This is a genomic window from Candidatus Dechloromonas phosphoritropha (genome assembly GCA_016722705.1).
In the GTDB taxonomy this organism is placed as follows: Bacteria; Pseudomonadota; Gammaproteobacteria; order Burkholderiales; family Rhodocyclaceae; genus Azonexus; species Azonexus phosphoritrophus.
Genome location: JADKGN010000005.1, coordinates 1 through 16,093, shown reverse-complemented (window position 1 = coordinate 16,093; position 16,093 = coordinate 1). Strand labels below are relative to the sequence as shown.

Genomic DNA, 16,093 nt, shown 5'->3' with positions numbered 1-16,093 from the left:
GAATTGCCGTCAGGCAACAGCCGCTTCGGCCGACTCCGCCGGAGTCGTGTCACCAGGCATCATTGACCTGGACTTCTCATCCTTCATCATCGGGGAGGGAGTCGTCACCGCAGCCTTCATCTTGACGGTGAGATGGCGCAGGACGGCATCGTTGAACTTGAACGAGTGTTCGAGTTCGTTCAGCGTCTCGCCGTCGCACTCGATGTTCATCAGGACGTAGTGAGCCTTGTGGATTTTCTGGATCGGGTAGGCCAGCTGGCGCCGGCCCCAGTCTTCCAGACGATGAATCCTGCCGCTCTTGGCGGCAATGATGGCGCGATAGCGCTCAACCATGCCGGGCACCTGTTCGCTTTGGTCCGGATGGACGATAAAGCAGATTTCGTAATGACGCATGCAAACTCCTTCTGGGTTAAACCCCCCGCCATGCGGATGCGGTGGGGCAAGGTTGAAAAGCCCACGATTATAACAACTATCGCAGGCTTTCACTCAAAACGAGGGAATTTGTCAGAAGCTGTCGTCGGCCATTTCCAGCGCCCCTGGCGCGCCGCCGATGATGGATTCCGCTAGGCCGGCTGCCTGGGTCAGGCAATGATCGGCGAAGAAGCGGGTCGTCGCCAACTTGGCTGACCAGAACGGGTCGTCGTCGCCGGCCGCGATTCGCGCCCGGGCGATTACCGCCGCCCGCCCCATCTGCCAACCGCCGGCAACGGTGCCGAACAGGTGGAGAAAGGGTACCGCCCCGGCATGAACCACCTTCGGATCACTGGCGAAATTAGCCACAATCCAGAAAACAGCCCTTTCCAGCGCGTCGACCGCGGCAAGCTGGCGGCCTCCGATCATTGCCAGATCACCGTCCAAACCGGCGGCAGCGGTGCGCATTTCGCGGATCACCGCGTTGATGGTGGCCCCCTGCTCCCGGGCAATCTTGCGACCGATCAGATCGTTGGCCTGGATTGCCGTCGTTCCTTCGTAGATCGTCGTGATACGGGCATCGCGCAGGTGTTGGGCAGCGCCGGTTTCCTCAACGTAGCCCATGCCCCCGTGCACCTGGACGCCTAGGGAAGCGATGTCGATCGAACTCTCGGTGCTCCAGCCCTTGACCACCGGAATCATCAGGTCGGCGAATGCATGCGCCTGAGCACGCGCGGCGCCATCCGGATTCTGGTGCGCATTGTCAAGCGCGGCTGCGGTGACGTAGGCCAGCGCCCGCATCGCCTCGATGCGGGCGCGCATCGACATCAGCATGCGACGGACATCGGGGTGACGGATGATCGCTACCTTGGGGCCGCCCCGGACTCCAACTTCGCCGCCCTGGACACGATCCCTGGCATAGCCCACGGCGCGCTGATACGCCCTTTCGGCATCGCCCAGTCCTTCCAGACCGACATTGAAGCGGGCGGCGTTCATCATGATGAACATGTATTCGAGGCCGCGATTCTCTTCGCCAACCAGCGTACCAATGGCACCGCCGTGGTCGCCGAAGGCCAGCACCGCCGTCGGGCTGCCATGGATGCCAAGCTTGTGCTCTATCGAAACACAGTAGACGTCATTGCGCTCGCCCAGCTTGCCATCGGCCGTTAGCACAAACTTGGAGACGACGAACAGCGAGATGCCCTTGACGCCTTCCGGTGCATCGGGGGTGCGCGCCAGCACGAGATGAACGATGTTTTCCGTCATGTCGTGCTCGCCGTAGGTGATGAAAATCTTCTGGCCGAAAATCCGGTAGGTGCCGTCGCCTACTGGCTCGGCACGACTGCGCACAGCCGCCAGATCGGAACCCGCGGACGGTTCGGTCAGGTTCATCGTTCCAGCCCATTCACCGGATACGAGGTTCGGCAGGTAAGCCGCCTTCTGTTCGTCGCTGCCAGCGATCATCAGCGCCTCGATGGCTCCCTGGGTCAGCATCGGACATAGCGAGAAAGCATGATTGGACGCCTTCCACATCTCGCTGACCGCGGTGAACAACAATCGCGGCAGTCCCTGCCCGCCGAAGTCCGGGTCGCAGCCAAGCGCGTTCCAGCCGTTGTCCACGAACTGCCGATAAGCCTCCTTGAACCCAGCCGGGGTAGTGACGATGGTATCCTTCCATCGGGCACCGTCCCTGTCGCCTACCTGATTGAGAGGAGAAAGAACTCCACCGGCAAACTTCGCGGCTTCTTCGAGAATTGCATCCACGACATCCGGTGTCGCTTCCTCGTAACCCGGCAAGGACACGATCTGGTCAAGACCGGCCAGATCCTGCATGACAAACCGGATGTCCTTCAATGGGGCCTGATACTCACTCATGATGGTGTGGACTCGCTTTCAATATTGTTTGACAATTCTTTCAACTCGACCAGAAACAGGATGTCGCTGATGACCGGCAAAGAGAAGCCCAGGCGCGTCCCGCCCCGGTTGTCGCGCAGCAGTTGATTCATGTATTCGATGACGCTGCCGTCGTTCCAGCGCATGAGAACCTGCTCCGTGATCGCCGGCATGCCCTCGATTCCTTCAATCTTGCCTTCGGCAAGCCGGTTGCCTGTGGCCACCGGCTCGGTATCGAGGATCACGTCAACCGGTCCCTCGCTCTCGGGCTCGACCGTCTGCTCCCACCTCTGCACCTCAACGTTGAAATTCTTGTTGAGGTCACGGGCAACCTTCTCGAATTCCTTGCGCATTCCCGCCATCCGGTAGACTTCCATAAGCCTGATCCATGGCTTGAGGGCTTCCTGCGGATTGCTGTCGATATACTCCTGAAGCGCCTGTGCCGCACCCTTCACACGCCCGAAAGAGAGCATTATTTCAGCCAGTTCCATGACCGGATTGGCCTCGAAATGCTCGTCGACCGTGGCTGCCGAGACCGACATGATCGAGTCCAGCCGCGACGGCGCTTCGGCACCGACATCGAGCTTCATCGGCATCCTCATGGCAGCGGACCCTACCGGCAGGTCAACGCCGCCCCGCTCCTCGCGCTCTTCCTTGCGTTGCGGGTCGACTTCGACATCCACAACATTGCCGTTCGCACCCCGATCATCGCGCTCCCGGGAATTCCTCCAGAACAGCCAGCCAGCAACGGCCACAAGCGCGCCAATCAGCGCCCCGTAAAGGGTATTGTTCGAACCATCGGAACCTCCGCTGACAGGTGCTGCCGTGACGATCGCTTCAGGCGCCGGGACCGGCGTTACCGGCTTGACCTCGGGCTGAGCCGGTTGCCCCGCGGCCGGGGTAGCAGCCGCCAGTTCCAGTTTCTGCGTCAGCTCGGCCGCGCGCTGCTGCAAGTCGGCAACCGTGGCCTCCATGCTCTTGATCTTGTCGTCTGCCGGCGCCACGTCAGCCTCGGCGACCTGAACCTTCGCCGGCCCGGCCGGTTGACCGGTCACCGGGGCAGGCGCTGATAACGGACGGGTAATCGCTCGTTGCGGAGCCCCCGCAGTGCGAGCCGCTCCAGCCTGCCTTCGCGGCGCCGGCGTCGCCGCCGGCACCCTGCCCCGAGGCGACGTGTCCACAGCGCGGCCGATCGGTGGTGACGCAAAAACGACGTACTCCCGGACGATGTCATGCCCACATGAGACATTCACCACCACCGCAAACACGGGGTCCGCAAGCGGCACACCAGGACGAATCTCGAGTACCGGCGGATAGCCCCTGCGAACCGAGAGCGTCGCCTGCTTCAACCAGGGAAGATCATCGTCGCCGGCGGGCTTCGTGAGCCGGAAACAGCTGGAATCCAGCAAACCCGCCCCCGCACCCAGAATATCGACCTCGAAGCGCGGCTTGTCGCCCAGAGCCGCCTTCCCTCTGAGTTCCCCGAGGCCGATTGCCGCCGCCTCCCCCGCCAGCGCAATCATCGCTGCAATCAGGGAAGAACGGAATATGGAATTTTTCAATACTTTAGACCCCAATGACATGAATTTTTTCGAATTGTAGTACCTATTTGTTGGCGAGATAACTGGAATCGTCAAAAGTCACAACCCACTCCGGACGATAGATTACGAAGAGGGTCATCAACATGCCGCTGAGCCAGGCTTCCGAAAACCCGAGGAGGATAAAATACGGCAGATACTCGCTGGCCAGATGGTCCCAGGGGTAAGCGCCGGCCATCGCCAGCAGGCAAGTCGCCGCGATTCCCACGCCCAGCACCGTCAGGAACGGGCCAAGGAAGCCATTGATGAAGACATAGATGCAGAAGTGCCGTGGCAGGAAGCCCAAGACCAGCCTATGGACGGCTTGACTGATGGTCACCCCGACACCCGCCATCACGAGTGCGTTGATTGCAAAGGCCAAGTACCCGCCATCGCCATTCAGGGTGACACCCAGAAGGACCAGCGAAAGGCCGATGAACGCAAGATGTGGACCGAAGCTGAGGGTAAAGACCGTCGCTCCCAGAAGATGCAGCGACAGACCAGGCTTGACCCCCGCCTTGAGACTCCACATCAGCGCCAGCAGCACGATCATGCCGAGCCACACGTTCAACTGCTCGGACTTCTTGAGCAGTGCCCACGGCGCCCTGAACAGACTGCGGGCGAAGAGTGGCAGCCAGACAGCCCAGGCAGCCCAGTACCAACCCTCGCCCAGCAAAGTATCAGGCAGATTCACTCGGCCATTCTAGCCGACGGCTGCCTCGAGCTGCGGAACCACTTCGAACAGATCGCCGACCAGTCCGTAATCTGCCACCTGGAAGATGGGTGCATCGGGATCCTTGTTGATGGCGACGATGACCTTCGAGTCCTTCATCCCGGCCAGGTGCTGTATGGCTCCGGAGATGCCGATCGCCAGATACAGTTGCGGCGCGACGATCTTGCCGGTCTGGCCGACCTGGTAGTCGTTCGGCACGAATCCGGCGTCGACCGCGGCCCTTGAAGCCCCCAGCGCGGCACCGAGTTTGTCGGCAAGCGGTTCGAGCAGCCTGTGATAATTCTCGCCACTGCCCATGCCGCGCCCACCAGCAACGATGATCTTGGCGGCGCCAAGTTCCGGACGTTCGGACTTGGCCAGTTCGCGGTTGATCAGCGTCGTCTGCGCAGTATCGGCTGCGGCGGCGATGTATTCCACCTCGGCCGAGCCGCCACCGGCGACCGCATCGAAGGCAGTGGTGCGGACGGTGATCACCTTGACCGGGTCGGCGCTCTTCACCGTGGCCAGTGCGCTTCCGGCGTAGATCGGGCGGGTGAAGGTATCGGCGGATTCAACAGCGCTAATTTCGGATATCTGGCCAACGTCGAGCAGCGCCGCGACACGCGGCAGGATATTCTTGCCGAAGGGGCTGGCCGCCGTGAGAATATGAGTGTAGCCCGTCGCATTCGCGATAACCAGTGCGGCAAGGTTCTCGGCGGTCTGGGATGCATAGTGAGGCGCATCGGCTACCTTGACTCTGGCGACACCCTGCAGGCCTGCGGCTTCCTGGACGGCGCCGTCGCAGTCAGATCCGGCGACGAGAACATGGATCTCGCCACCGATCTTGCCGGCAGCGGCGACCGCGTTGAGTGTGGCGGCCTTGAGGCCCTGATGGTCATGTTCAGCGATAACGAGAATGGTCATTTAGATCACCTTGGCTTCGTTCTTGAGTTTATTGACGAGTTCGGCGACGTCGGCAACCTTGACGCCGGCCGAGCGCTTGGGCGGCTCGCTGACCTTGAGTACCGTCAGACGTGGAGCAACATCGACGCCAAGTTCGGCTGGCTTGACAGTGTCAAGCTTCTTCTTCTTGGCCTTCATGATGTTCGGCAGCGTTGCATAGCGCGGCTCGTTCAGACGAAGGTCGGAAGTAACCACTGCTGGCAGCAACATCTCGAGGGTTTCGAGACCGCCGTCGATTTCGCGCGTGACCATGGCCTTGCCGTCGGCGATGACGACCTTGGAGGCAAAGGTGGCCTGCGGCCAGCCTGCCAGCGCCGCCAGCATCTGGCCGGTCTGGTTGGCATCGTCGTCGATGGCCTGCTTGCCGCAAATGACGAGTTTCGGCTGTTCCCTGTCGCAGAGGGCTTTCAGCAACTTGGCGACAGCGATCGGTTCCAGTTCGACGTCGGTTTGGACGAGGATCCCGCGGTCGGCGCCGATGGCCATTGCCGTGCGCAGGGTTTCCTGGCAGGCGGCGAGCCCGCAGGAAACGGCGATGACTTCGGTGGCAACGCCCGCCTCCTTGAGCCGGACCGCCTCTTCAATGGCGATTTCGTCAAAGGGGTTCATGCTCATCTTGACGTTGGCCAGATCCACACCCGTGCCATCCGCCTTCAGACGAATCTTGACGTTGTAGTCCACCTACCCGTTTCACGGGGACGAGAATCTTCACAAAGCGCTCCTTTCCGGTCAGTTGATTTTGTCAGTGCCTTTTTACTACAGATTGCCACCAGTTTGACAGAGCGCACAACATTGCGCACAATGACCATACCGTCTCGTATGGAGTACATACGGTAGCGTATGGAAACACCTTCTGTCAACCCCGGATCCAACCGGCCCGCCGCAAACTGGCGAGCCCGCGGGTGCAGCTTGACCGCGGAAACTGGATCGAAGGCGCCATCGACGTACTGGCCCGCGACGGCCTCAGCGGACTCCGCATCGAAGTCCTCGCCAAACGTTGCGGTGTCACCAAGGGCAGCTTCTACTGGCATTTCAAGGACCGCCAGGATCTGCTCACGGCGATGCTCGAATACTGGAAGGAAGGCCGCATCCGTGACATCGAGAAGACCACGTCGGTGACGCCGGGGAGGGAGCGCGAACAGCTTCACTTTGCCGTCGAGGTCTATGGCGCCAGTCGCAATCGCAAGGGAATGGCGATCGAACTCGCGGTTCGCGACTGGGCCCGCCGTGACCCGCAAGCGGCGACATTCGTCGAAGCGGTCGATCTCTATCGACTGGACTGTACCCGCAAGCTTTTCGTCGCCGCCGGCATGACGGATACCGAGGCCAAGAGCCGCAGCCTGCTGCTCTATGCCTGCGTCTTCGGGCTGTCACTGATGCACTGCACCCATTTCGACGACCATCTTGAAGACCTGAAACAGCGGATCGCCGAATACATAGTCTCAGCTTGAACAGTCAGCACCCTTGCCCGCGCTCCAGGCGGACTTTTCCCAGACCGCAAGCTCGCGCGCCAGTTGATCGACCGCCTCGGCCAGGGCGGCAACCCCGCCGCGCGAATCGGCGCTTGGCGCGTAATTCTCGATACTGAACTCGTAGATCATCAGGAGTGCCCGCGTCGAATCGAGGAGTTGCGCCCTGCCCCGCAACTGACCGCGACTCGTCGCTGGATCACTGAAGACCTGAGCAAAGGAATCGACGTCGATTCGCAGCACGCAGCGCGTCCTGCCCTGACCCGATGGCCGCATGCCGAGCTGCTGAATCAGTCGTTGCTGAATGAGCTGTGCCGGCGGGCCAGCCCAGCGTGCCCGAGTGTATTCGCGCAGGCGCGCCGGCTCGTCATAGGCGAGCCGGTACTCGATGCCCATCGAGTCCATCCAGAGGGGCGCCCGCACCTCAAGCGCCAGTTCGCGGCGCTTGAGCATAGCCGCCACGTGAACGGCAGGCGGACCAAGATCGTAGATGGCCAGCGCACTATCGCCTCCCCTCTTCCCGGCCGAATAACAGGCCGCAAGGAGCAGGCAGCAAAAGGCGATCAGCGGACGGCGCACGTCAGCGGCCCCAGCAGAAGAGAACCCTGGCTCTCCGGGTCCCGGCGTCGCAGCCGGCACCCCGAAGCGAGCCCCTGGGGCGGAGTCCTCGAGCAGGCGCAGGACGCGGCTCAACTGCCTGGAGGTCAGCGAGAAATCCGCCGCCAGTTCATTGAGCCGCGGCATCAGCGCCGAGGTCCCGCCAGCGGAGGCGTCGCCGATGGCCACGTCGAGTTTGTCGGCGGTCGCCTGCATCCTGCTCACCAGTTGCCGCGTATCGGCGAGCAACGGGCCGACTTCGCCGGCAGCCTGTGAAAGACCCCGCACATTGCGGTCATCGAGCAGCTTGCGTACCTGGAGCAGCGACGCGTTCATGTTGTCGAGCGCTGGCTTCATGCTGGCCGACGCCGCTTCCAGATTGACCAGGGTCGCCGCGAAGCGCCGGCGGTTTTCCTCGTTCAGCAGATCGCTGGCCGCCGTCATGATTTCCTGCGCCTGGTGCAGCGCCGTGGTGCCACTCTCGCTGACCTCGTCGAACAACGACGGACTCATGGCGATACGCGGCAGATTGCCGTCAATGGCAACCAGCGGTTCGCGATTCTTGCCGTTATCGACCAGCAGAACATGAGCGATTCCGGTGACCCCCTGATATGAAAGCGTGGCGACCGTACCCTTGGTTAGCGGAATGTCGTCGGCGATGGATATCTTGATCAGGATGTCGCTGGGGTTGTCGCGATCGAGCCGGATATCCGTCACCTTGCCGACACGAATCCCGCGATAACGCACCTGGGCCTGGGGATTAAGGCCGCCGATGCTGTGTTTGGTGACCACGACGTAGTCACGCAGATTTTCCTGCGTACCGCGTAACCAGAACAGGGCGAAGATCACCGCCGCACCGAGGACAAGCGCGAAGAGACCGGCGATAAAGGCATGCGACTTGTTTTCCATTGCCGAATCCTACAACAACCTTGACTTATCGCCATCCCGGAAACCGGCAACGACCGGATGATCGCCGGCCATGACTTCCGCAGCGGGGCCAAAATTGACGATATGCTGGTCGGCCAGCACGGCGATATGGGTCGCCAGGCCGGCAAGCGTTTCCGGATCGTGGGTCACCATGATCACCGTCAGGCCAAGTTCGCCCTGCAACTGCCCGAGCAGTTTGATGAAGCTTCTGCTGCGATCCGGATCGAGACCCGCCGTCGGCTCGTCGAGCAGCAGCAATTCAGGTTCGAGCGCCAGGGCACGGGCCAGCGCCACGCGCTTGACCATGCCGCCGGAAAGTTCGGCGGGCATCAGTCGGCCGTGCTCCGCCTCCATCTCGACCAGTGCCAGCTTGAGATTGACCAGGCGGCGAATCCAGTCTGCGTCGAGGAGCTTCAACTCGCGCAAGGGAAAGGCGACGTTGTCGAATACCGGCAACGCCGAGAACAATGCACCAACCTGGAACAGCATGCCGAGCCGACGCAGGATGGCGGTCTGCTCTTCCGGGCGGGCGGCGACGAGATCCCGCCCGAACAGGCGAACCGTGCCGGCCGCCGGCTGCAGCAGCCGAGGATCTGGCGCAGCAATGTCGTCTTGCCGCTGCCCGAGCCGCCGACCAGACCGACCACCTGTCCGCGTTCGACCCGCAGGTCGAGATTGCGATGTATGTAACGATCACCAATGCGCGTGCTCAGGCCGCGCATCTCGACAACAGCGGTTGGCAAAGCGTCGCTCATAGTTGCGGGATGCCCATGTTGCGGGTGGCAATCGCAAACACCGCATCGACCAGAATGACCAGGGTGATCGCCGTGACCACAGAGGTGGTCGTGTTGGCCGACAGGCTCTCGGTATTGGGCTTGACGCGCAAGCCGAAATGACAGGCGACCCAAGCGATGATGAAGCCGAAAACCAGTCCTTTGGCCAGGCCGATGACAAGGTTGGCGACCGGGACCGCGCGCTGCAGGTTTTCGACGAAATAGATCAGCGAAATATCGAGTTGCAGCATCGCCGACAGCATGCCGCCGATCAGGGCGATGGCCGAAGCCCACAGCACGAGCAATGGCATTACCACGGTCAACGCCAATAATTTGGGCAAAATGACGCGAATGCTGCGCGAAATTCCCATGGCCGACAAGGCGTCGATTTCCTCGGTCACCCGCATCACGCCGATCTGCGCCGTCATTGCTGAACCCGAACGGCCGGCGACGAGCACCGCGACCAGTACTGGCCCAAGTTCGCGAATGATCGAAATGCCGAGGATATTGATGATGAACAGGTCGGCACCGACGCTGCGCAACTGTAAGGCGGACAGGTAGCTGATCGTCACGCCGATCAGGAAACCGACCAGTCCGGTGACCGGCAAGGCCAGCGCACCGGCCTTGTAGATATTTGCCGCAATTTCCTTCCACGGCATTTGCGCGGGGTGACGAGCGAGATACAAGACATCGAGCAGCATTTGCCCATACAGCGTCACCAGCCCACGGCCGTTGTCGATGACCGCAAGCACGAGGTAGCCGATCCGCTCGACCAGCCCCGACCCCGCGTCCTGCCCGGAATCGGCATCCGCCGGGGCAGCCGCGACGCGTTCAAGGGCATGCCGGCAGCTATCGGAAACGCTCAGTTCGGCCGGCCAGCACTCATTCCACGTCCGCCAGAGGAGCACCGCTGCCGCGCTGTCCAGCCGGTCGACGGCCGAGAGATCCCACGACAAGTCGCCCAGCCCGCCCACCACCAGCCTCGACCGCAATTGCGAAAGCTCAGGAAGCAGCGCGGCTGGCGTCCATTCCCCACTCAGCACGACCTTCCCCGGCTCGATCAGCAGACGGGGCGGGTTGCTCATGCCGGCCCCCTCTCTGCGGTCGACTTCACCGCGTAATCGTGGCCGATTTCCTTCCACACTGCCGCCTCCTCACTAAAGGCCGCCGCCGTCCATGGATTTTCCGCCAGCCATCTCGCCGGCAGATCAAGTCGAAAGCCATCGGATGTTGCCGCCACCCTCCATGCCGGCAGCGCACGATCGTTGCGTGCCCGGTGCAGCAGAACCGCCAGCCGCAGACTGAAAATCAGCTTCCAGATACTGTCGACCGCAGGCGGGGCCCGCAGCTTGTCAAGCGTTCCGCGGTGGGCGAGGACCAGCATCGCCAGACGGGCCTGATCCCGCTTCGAAAAGCCCGGCATGTCAGCGTAGGTCAGAATGTAGGCGCCGTGCTTGTGGTAGGCGCTGTGCGCCACTGAAATACCAATTTCATGGAGACGCGCCGCCCACGACAGAAACTGTAGGTCGCCCGTGCCGGGCGCGGCCTCGTCAAGCTGCGTAAGCGCCGACAGGGCAGTGGCTTCGACCCGCTCGCTCTGGTCAACCTCGACCTGATAACGGCGGCGGAACTGCTCCACCGTCGAATCACGCATGTCGTGGTCGCGATATCGGCCGAGAAGATCGTAGAGAACGCCGAGGGCGCAGGGCGCCATCGGCATACGACATCGTCTCGATCCCGATCTCCGCGAAAACCGCCGACATGATGGCAATTCCACCCGCCATGACCGGTATGCGATCCGCCTTGATGCCCTGCAGATCGAGGGGCCTCGGCCGAGCCGGCCTCGACCAGCAGGTCACGCAACATGTCGAGTCCTTCCCGGGTAATGCCGAACCGGCCACCCGGGTTCAACTGGTTCAGCTCCAGCACATCGGCAATCGCCCGCGCCGACCCGGAAGAACCGACCGCCTCCTTCCACCCAAGCCTCTTGTAGTCATGGGCGATAAGCTCGATTTCCTTTGCTGCGGCGACCTGCGCGTCGCGTAAGCGCTTCCGGTTGACCTTGCCATCCGGGAAAAAGCGCAACGTGTAGCTGACGCAGCCCATGTACAGCGATTCCATCAGTTGCGGTCGATGCCTCTTGCCAATGATGAACTCGGTTGATCCGCCGCCGATATCGACGACCAGTCGCCTGTGCGCGGCAGCCGGGAGCGAATGCGCGGCACCAAGGTAGATCAGGCGCGCCTCTTCGCGGCCGGCGATAATCTCGATGGGAAAGCCGAGCGCCTCCTCGGCCAGCGGCAGAAACTCAGCCGCATTCTTGGCCACGCGCATAGTATTGGTCGCCACCGCCCGTACCGCGCCCTGATCCAGTCCGCGCAGGCGCTCGCCGAAACAGCGCAAAGCCTTGAGGGCGCGCTCCTGCGACTCGAGATCGAGACGCTTGTCCCACCATCAGCCCGGACGCCAGACGCACTGGCTCTTTGAGCGAGTCCAGGGCATAGATCTGGTCATCGACCACCCGGCCCAACTGCAGGCGGAAGCTGTTGGAACCTATATCGACAGCAGCAATGGTTTCGTAAATCATTTGCTCGCGATCACTGAATTGTGCATCTGGCCGGCATTCTAACATTCGCCAACGGCGCTCATTCCCTACGGCCCAAACACAAAAAACCCGCCGGGTTTCCCCGGCGGGTCCGTGCTGAAATTGCAGGCGTGATTAGCTGTCCAGCACCCTCTTGATCTGTTCCAGCGTCGACGCATCGTCGATCGTCGGCAGATCACCGACATCGCGGCCTTCAGCCAGCGCCTGCAGCGAACGGCGCAGCATCTTGCCGGAACGGGTCTTGGGCAGACCGCTCACGAAATAGACACGGCCCGGACGCGCAATGGCGCCGAGAATGCCGTCGACCGTTCCCATGACCGCCTTCTCCAGCGCCTTGGTCAGTTCGGGAGTCGCGATCTTCGAGCTATCCTTGACCACGGCGAAGGCCATCGGCATCTGGCCCTTCAACTTGTCCTCGACACCGACCACGGCGACTTCGGCGATGGCCGGATGGTTCTGGATCGCCTCCTCGATTTCACGCGTGCCGAGACGGTGGCCGGCGACGTTGATCACGTCGTCGGTGCGGCCAAGGATCGTGAAGTAACCGTCGTCGTCCCGGATCGCCCAGTCGAAAGACAAGTACACCAGCGGCTCCTTGAACAGGGTGAAATAGGTGCTGACGAAGCGGTCGTCCTGGCCCCAGACGGTGGTCAAGCAGCCCGGTGGCAGCGGCGGGACCACGGCGGCGATGCCCTTCTCGTTCGCATCGCACTCGGAACCGTCCTCACGGTAAATCTTCAGGTTGTATCCATATACCGGGAAACTCGGCGAACCGTACTTGATCGGCGTCTTCTCAACACCAGGCACGCCGGACAGCATCGGCCAGCCAGTTTCGGTCTGCCAGTAGTTGTCGATGATCGGCTTCTGCAACTCGGTCATGAACCACTCGTGTGTCGGCTGATCGAGCGGCTCGCCAGCCATGAAGATGTGTTTGAGCGAGGACAGGTCGTATTTGTGCATGTACGCCGGATCCTGCTTCTTCAGGACGCGCGCCGCAGTCGGCGCCATGGAACATGACATTGACCTTGTACTTCTCGATAATATGCCTCCAGATACCGGCGTCCGGACGCAGCGGCGTGCCTTCACACATGACTGTCGCCATGCCGGCGATCAGCGGACCGTAGATGATGTAGGGTGGCCCACCACCCAGCCGATGTCCGAGGTCGAGAAGTAGGTTTCACCCTCGCCGCCACAATAGATGTTCTTCATCGAAGAGGCCAGAGCCACCGCATAGCCGCCGGTATCGCGCTGCACCCCCTTGGGCTTACCGGTCGTCCCGGAGGTATAAAGAATATAGGACGGCTCGGAGGATTCTATCCACTCGCACGGCACCTGGGCATCCATGAACTGGGCGCGCAGGGTCGCGTAGTCGTCACGACCGGCAACCTTGTTGAAGCCCTTGTCGATGCCGCGGTCGATCATCAGGACCTTGGCTGGCTTGTACTCGGCCAGATCAATGCCTTCGTCAAGCAGATGCTTGTAGGGCACGGCCCTGCCGCCGCGCATGCCGGCATCGGAAGAAACGATCAGGGTCGGCTTCGCATCGTCGATACGCGTCGCCAGCGACCCGGACGCGAAACCGCCGAAAACGACTGAGTGAATGGCGCCAATCCGGGCTGACGCGAGGATCGCGAAGCAGGCCTCGGCAATCATCGGCATGTAGATCAGCACGCGGTCACCGCGCTTGACGCCGAGGCTCAGATAGATCGCCGCCATGCGTTCGACTTCGCGCTGCAGCTCGGCAAAGCTGTAAATCTTTTCCTCGTCGGTCTCGGTCGAGACAAAGATCAGCGCCCGATCGTTCGGACGCTTGGCGGCGTGACGGTCAACCGCGTTGTAGCAAAGATTTGTCTTGCCGCCGACGAACCATTTGGCGAACGGCGGGCGCGAATAATCGCACCCTTGGGTGAATGGCTCTTTCCAGTCGATGAGTTTGCGCACTCGGTCAGAATTCGTCCGGCTTTTCGATGGAGTATTGATGGAATTCCTTGTATGTCGTCATATGTCATCCTCTAGATTGTTTTCCTGCACATGGAAAGAATGCCGGATTATTTTTTCTCGCTTGCCCGGTCACGAAAGCGGCGTTCAATGTCCGCCAGCGGTAGATTCAACCCCAAATCCTGATTCATCAGATGCAGCAGCGGCAACAGTTCGACGCCAAGGTGACCAAGATGCGGGCGCACGACTTCGCCGCGCCGCTCGCGAATCAGTTCCAGTGCTCTTTGCACCTTTATCTGATAGGGCTTCGCCGGCCCGCCGTCGCCGGCAACGATGCGGTTGCCACCAGCCCGCATGCCTTCGCGCATCCGCCGACCCGCAAAGTTCCAGCAATGCCAGCGCCGAATCCACGTTATCGGGCGGCACGCTGGCCACGCCAATACTCACGGTCAGCGAAACCGGTTGCCCCTGAACCGGGACGTGAGCGACCTCGACGGCTTCCCGGACGCGCTCGGCGAACGTGGTGCCGTTGGCGGCGGCGAAGTCCCCGGGGCAACGATGGCGAACTGACCGGGCCCGAAATGTCCCAGCAGATCCTCGGTTTCGCACCTTGCCGGCGAGCATCTTGGCAAAACGAGCACCGACGCGCTCGGCCAGATCCTGCCCGAGCCGCTCGCACACCCGGTCGAGGCATCAAAGCCAAGAACCATGATGCAAAGGTCGATCCCCGAGCGCACCGCGTGCGACAGCGCCTGCGAAGCCTGGTGCTCCAGATTCTTGCGCGAAAAAGAGGCCGGTTGACGGATGCTGAACCTGCTCTCGCGCCCGGCTTAAGATTCTCGCGGGCGGCCGGCAGCGCAAGCAGGTTGTTAAGGCGGAGTCAGGATCACCCGCGCTGCCGGCACCCTTGGTCACGAAGTCGGAGGCTCCCAGCACCCGTACCCGCTCACGCTCCTCTTCGGTTTCCTCGCCGGAAACGACGATAAAAGGCATCTCCTGCAGGCGGCGCTGGCGGATGCCCTGACCCTTTGCAGCAGTCCGGCACCATCGAGCTTGGGCATTTGCAGATCGGAGATCACGGCCCGGATCGAATGGTCGGGCAAAGTTACTGCCAGGCTGCCCTCGCCGTCGCCCTCCTAGTGAACATCGAAAGTTCCCTTAAGGTTCCGGGCTAGCTTCGTCCCCACCAGTCGTGAATCATCGACAGCCAGAATACGGACCGGATCCGTCATCTCACTCTCCGCCTATCTCCACGACAACCCGCCCCTTGGCACGGCCGGCGATGTATTCACGGCAAAGCAGCCGGCAGATCTGCCAAAACCGATCCTGCGCGACATCCGGATGGATGCGGCGGTCGCATGTCGCTGGCCAGGCGCCGCACCGCTCCGATAGGGTTCTCGAATATACCCCGAATCGATACCGAGCAGCGACACCCGCGCGGGATGGGCCGGCACGACCGTCGTATTCCAGACTCATGCTCGCCGCCAGGCCAATGCTGGCGGTCGTCCCACCTGAGCCGTAGGCCTGTTAATCCACGTCAGAACGTCTCCACCCAGGTTGTCTGTGGCGTAAGCCCAGCGCGCCTTATCGAGCGGACGAATTTTCGCGATGTAGGGGACGCTGCGCGGCATCACCTCGACGGCGCCCAGGCGCCGAGGGTAATCGCGTCAACTCCTCGCGCCACCGCCAGTCAGGGCGACGACGTGGTACCGCAGCGCAAGAACAGAATATCGTCCCGCCCGTCTGCCGACTCCACCGTCGAGCAGCGCAGGATCCCCCCGCCGTGTTCCGCTATCCCCCGGATCTCCCATTCCGGCGTCCCCGGCCCGCGCCCGTGACCAAACCCGGTTCCCAGCGCCATGGCGTCAAGCAGCGACAACCCTGGGAGGAGAACGACCCAATCGCCAGGAACCCGGGCGTCGCCGGAATAACTGCGCGGGTGCCGGGTGGGTGTCCCGAAACTGGTGGCAATCACCGGATCGCCCGCCGCGACTGAGTCAGTGCTCCTGCGATCAAGGCGTTACCCGAGAGATCGATACCGCCGATGCAGAGGCGTGGATCCATGGCTGATCGCGCGGGCGTGTGTGGTTCCCTACTTGAATAGGCGACGCAGATCACGGCGCGAGTCGAGGTCCGCCTCTTCCAGTGTCGCGAAGCGCACTGGCGACTTTACCGTCAACTTCCTCGATCAATAGTGCCTTGAAGGATTGCATGGCGTTCCTCGCTCC

The 16,093-nt window shown here is 61.9% G+C and carries 9 protein-coding genes and 4 pseudogenes; 1 reads left to right on the top strand and 12 read right to left on the bottom strand.

Annotation, left to right across the window (positions count from 1 at the left end; all coding sequences use genetic code 11):
- Positions 1 to 9: 9 nt before the first annotated feature.
- The 6 genes and pseudogenes from rpsF to IPP03_19575 all read right to left on the bottom strand — a co-directional run bounded on the left by rpsF (position 10) and on the right by IPP03_19575 (position 6,268).
- The gene (rpsF, locus tag IPP03_19600) at positions 10 to 393 is read right to left on the bottom strand and encodes a 30S ribosomal protein S6 (protein ID MBL0354745.1); all 384 of its coding nucleotides are present in this window, start codon (positions 391 to 393) and stop codon (positions 10 to 12) included.
- A gap of 111 nt (positions 394 to 504) precedes the next feature.
- The gene (locus IPP03_19595; GenBank protein MBL0354744.1) at positions 505 to 2,286 is read right to left on the bottom strand and encodes an acyl-CoA dehydrogenase; all 1,782 of its coding nucleotides are present in this window, start codon (positions 2,284 to 2,286) and stop codon (positions 505 to 507) included.
- A complete protein-coding gene (locus tag IPP03_19590) occupies positions 2,283 to 3,866 on the bottom strand; it encodes a hypothetical protein (protein MBL0354743.1) in 1,584 nt (527 codons plus the stop codon). Before IPP03_19590 ends, IPP03_19595 begins: the two co-directional genes overlap by 4 nt.
- A 43-nt stretch (positions 3,867 to 3,909) precedes the next feature.
- Positions 3,910 to 4,575 carry an energy-coupling factor ABC transporter permease gene (locus IPP03_19585; protein ID MBL0354742.1) on the bottom strand — a complete coding sequence of 222 codons (666 nt, stop codon included), beginning with the start codon at positions 4,573 to 4,575 and terminating at the stop codon, positions 3,910 to 3,912.
- Positions 4,576 to 4,584: 9 nt separating this feature from the next.
- On the bottom strand, positions 4,585 to 5,517 hold the full coding sequence (locus tag IPP03_19580; GenBank protein ID MBL0354741.1) for an electron transfer flavoprotein subunit alpha/FixB family protein: 933 nt from the start codon (positions 5,515 to 5,517) through the stop codon (positions 4,585 to 4,587).
- Positions 5,518 to 6,268, bottom strand: a pseudogene (locus IPP03_19575) (electron transfer flavoprotein subunit beta/FixA family protein).
- A 175-nt stretch (positions 6,269 to 6,443) separates the two neighbouring features.
- Between IPP03_19575 and IPP03_19570 the strand changes: the two are divergent.
- A complete protein-coding gene (locus tag IPP03_19570) occupies positions 6,444 to 7,007 on the top strand; it encodes a TetR/AcrR family transcriptional regulator (protein ID MBL0354740.1) in 564 nt (187 codons plus the stop codon).
- Here IPP03_19570 and IPP03_19565 read toward each other — a convergent pair.
- The 6 genes and pseudogenes from IPP03_19565 to IPP03_19540 form a co-directional block, all read right to left on the bottom strand.
- Entirely contained in the window at positions 6,999 to 8,531 is a 1,533-nt protein-coding gene (locus tag IPP03_19565; protein MBL0354739.1) for an MCE family protein, read from the bottom strand. The two genes, IPP03_19570 and IPP03_19565, sit on opposite strands and share 9 nt — an antisense overlap.
- A gap of 9 nt (positions 8,532 to 8,540) precedes the next feature.
- A pseudogene (locus tag IPP03_19560) lies at positions 8,541 to 9,304 on the bottom strand (ATP-binding cassette domain-containing protein).
- Positions 9,301 to 10,407, bottom strand: a complete 1,107-nt coding sequence (locus IPP03_19555) for an ABC transporter permease (protein MBL0354738.1) — start codon at positions 10,405 to 10,407, stop codon at positions 9,301 to 9,303. Before IPP03_19555 ends, IPP03_19560 begins: the two are co-directional and overlap by 4 nt.
- Positions 10,404 to 11,909 (bottom strand): annotated as a pseudogene (ppx, locus tag IPP03_19550) (exopolyphosphatase). Before ppx ends, IPP03_19555 begins: the two are co-directional and overlap by 4 nt.
- Before the next feature lie 132 nt (positions 11,910 to 12,041).
- Positions 12,042 to 13,929 (bottom strand): annotated as a pseudogene (locus IPP03_19545) (propionate--CoA ligase).
- Between the two features lie 46 nt (positions 13,930 to 13,975).
- A complete protein-coding gene (locus IPP03_19540; GenBank protein MBL0354737.1) occupies positions 13,976 to 14,233 on the bottom strand; it encodes a hypothetical protein in 258 nt (85 codons plus the stop codon).
- Between the last annotated feature and the right edge of the window lie 1,860 nt (positions 14,234 to 16,093).

Bases quoted from the DNA above. Each gene is read 5' to 3' on its own strand.
- IPP03_19555 (MBL0354738.1), bottom strand. From the start codon at position 10,407: ATGAGCAACCCGCCCCGTCTGCTGATCGAGCCGGGGAAGGTCGTGCTG.
- IPP03_19540 (MBL0354737.1), bottom strand. From the start codon at position 14,233: ATGCGCGAAGGCATGCGGGCTGGTGGCAACCGCATCGTTGCCGGCGAC.
- rpsF (MBL0354745.1), bottom strand. From the start codon at position 393: ATGCGTCATTACGAAATCTGCTTTATCGTCCATCCGGACCAAAGCGAA.
- IPP03_19565 (MBL0354739.1), bottom strand. From the start codon at position 8,531: ATGGAAAACAAGTCGCATGCCTTTATCGCCGGTCTCTTCGCGCTTGTC.
- IPP03_19580 (MBL0354741.1), bottom strand. From the start codon at position 5,517: ATGACCATTCTCGTTATCGCTGAACATGACCATCAGGGCCTCAAGGCC.
- IPP03_19595 (MBL0354744.1), bottom strand. From the start codon at position 2,286: ATGAGTGAGTATCAGGCCCCATTGAAGGACATCCGGTTTGTCATGCAG.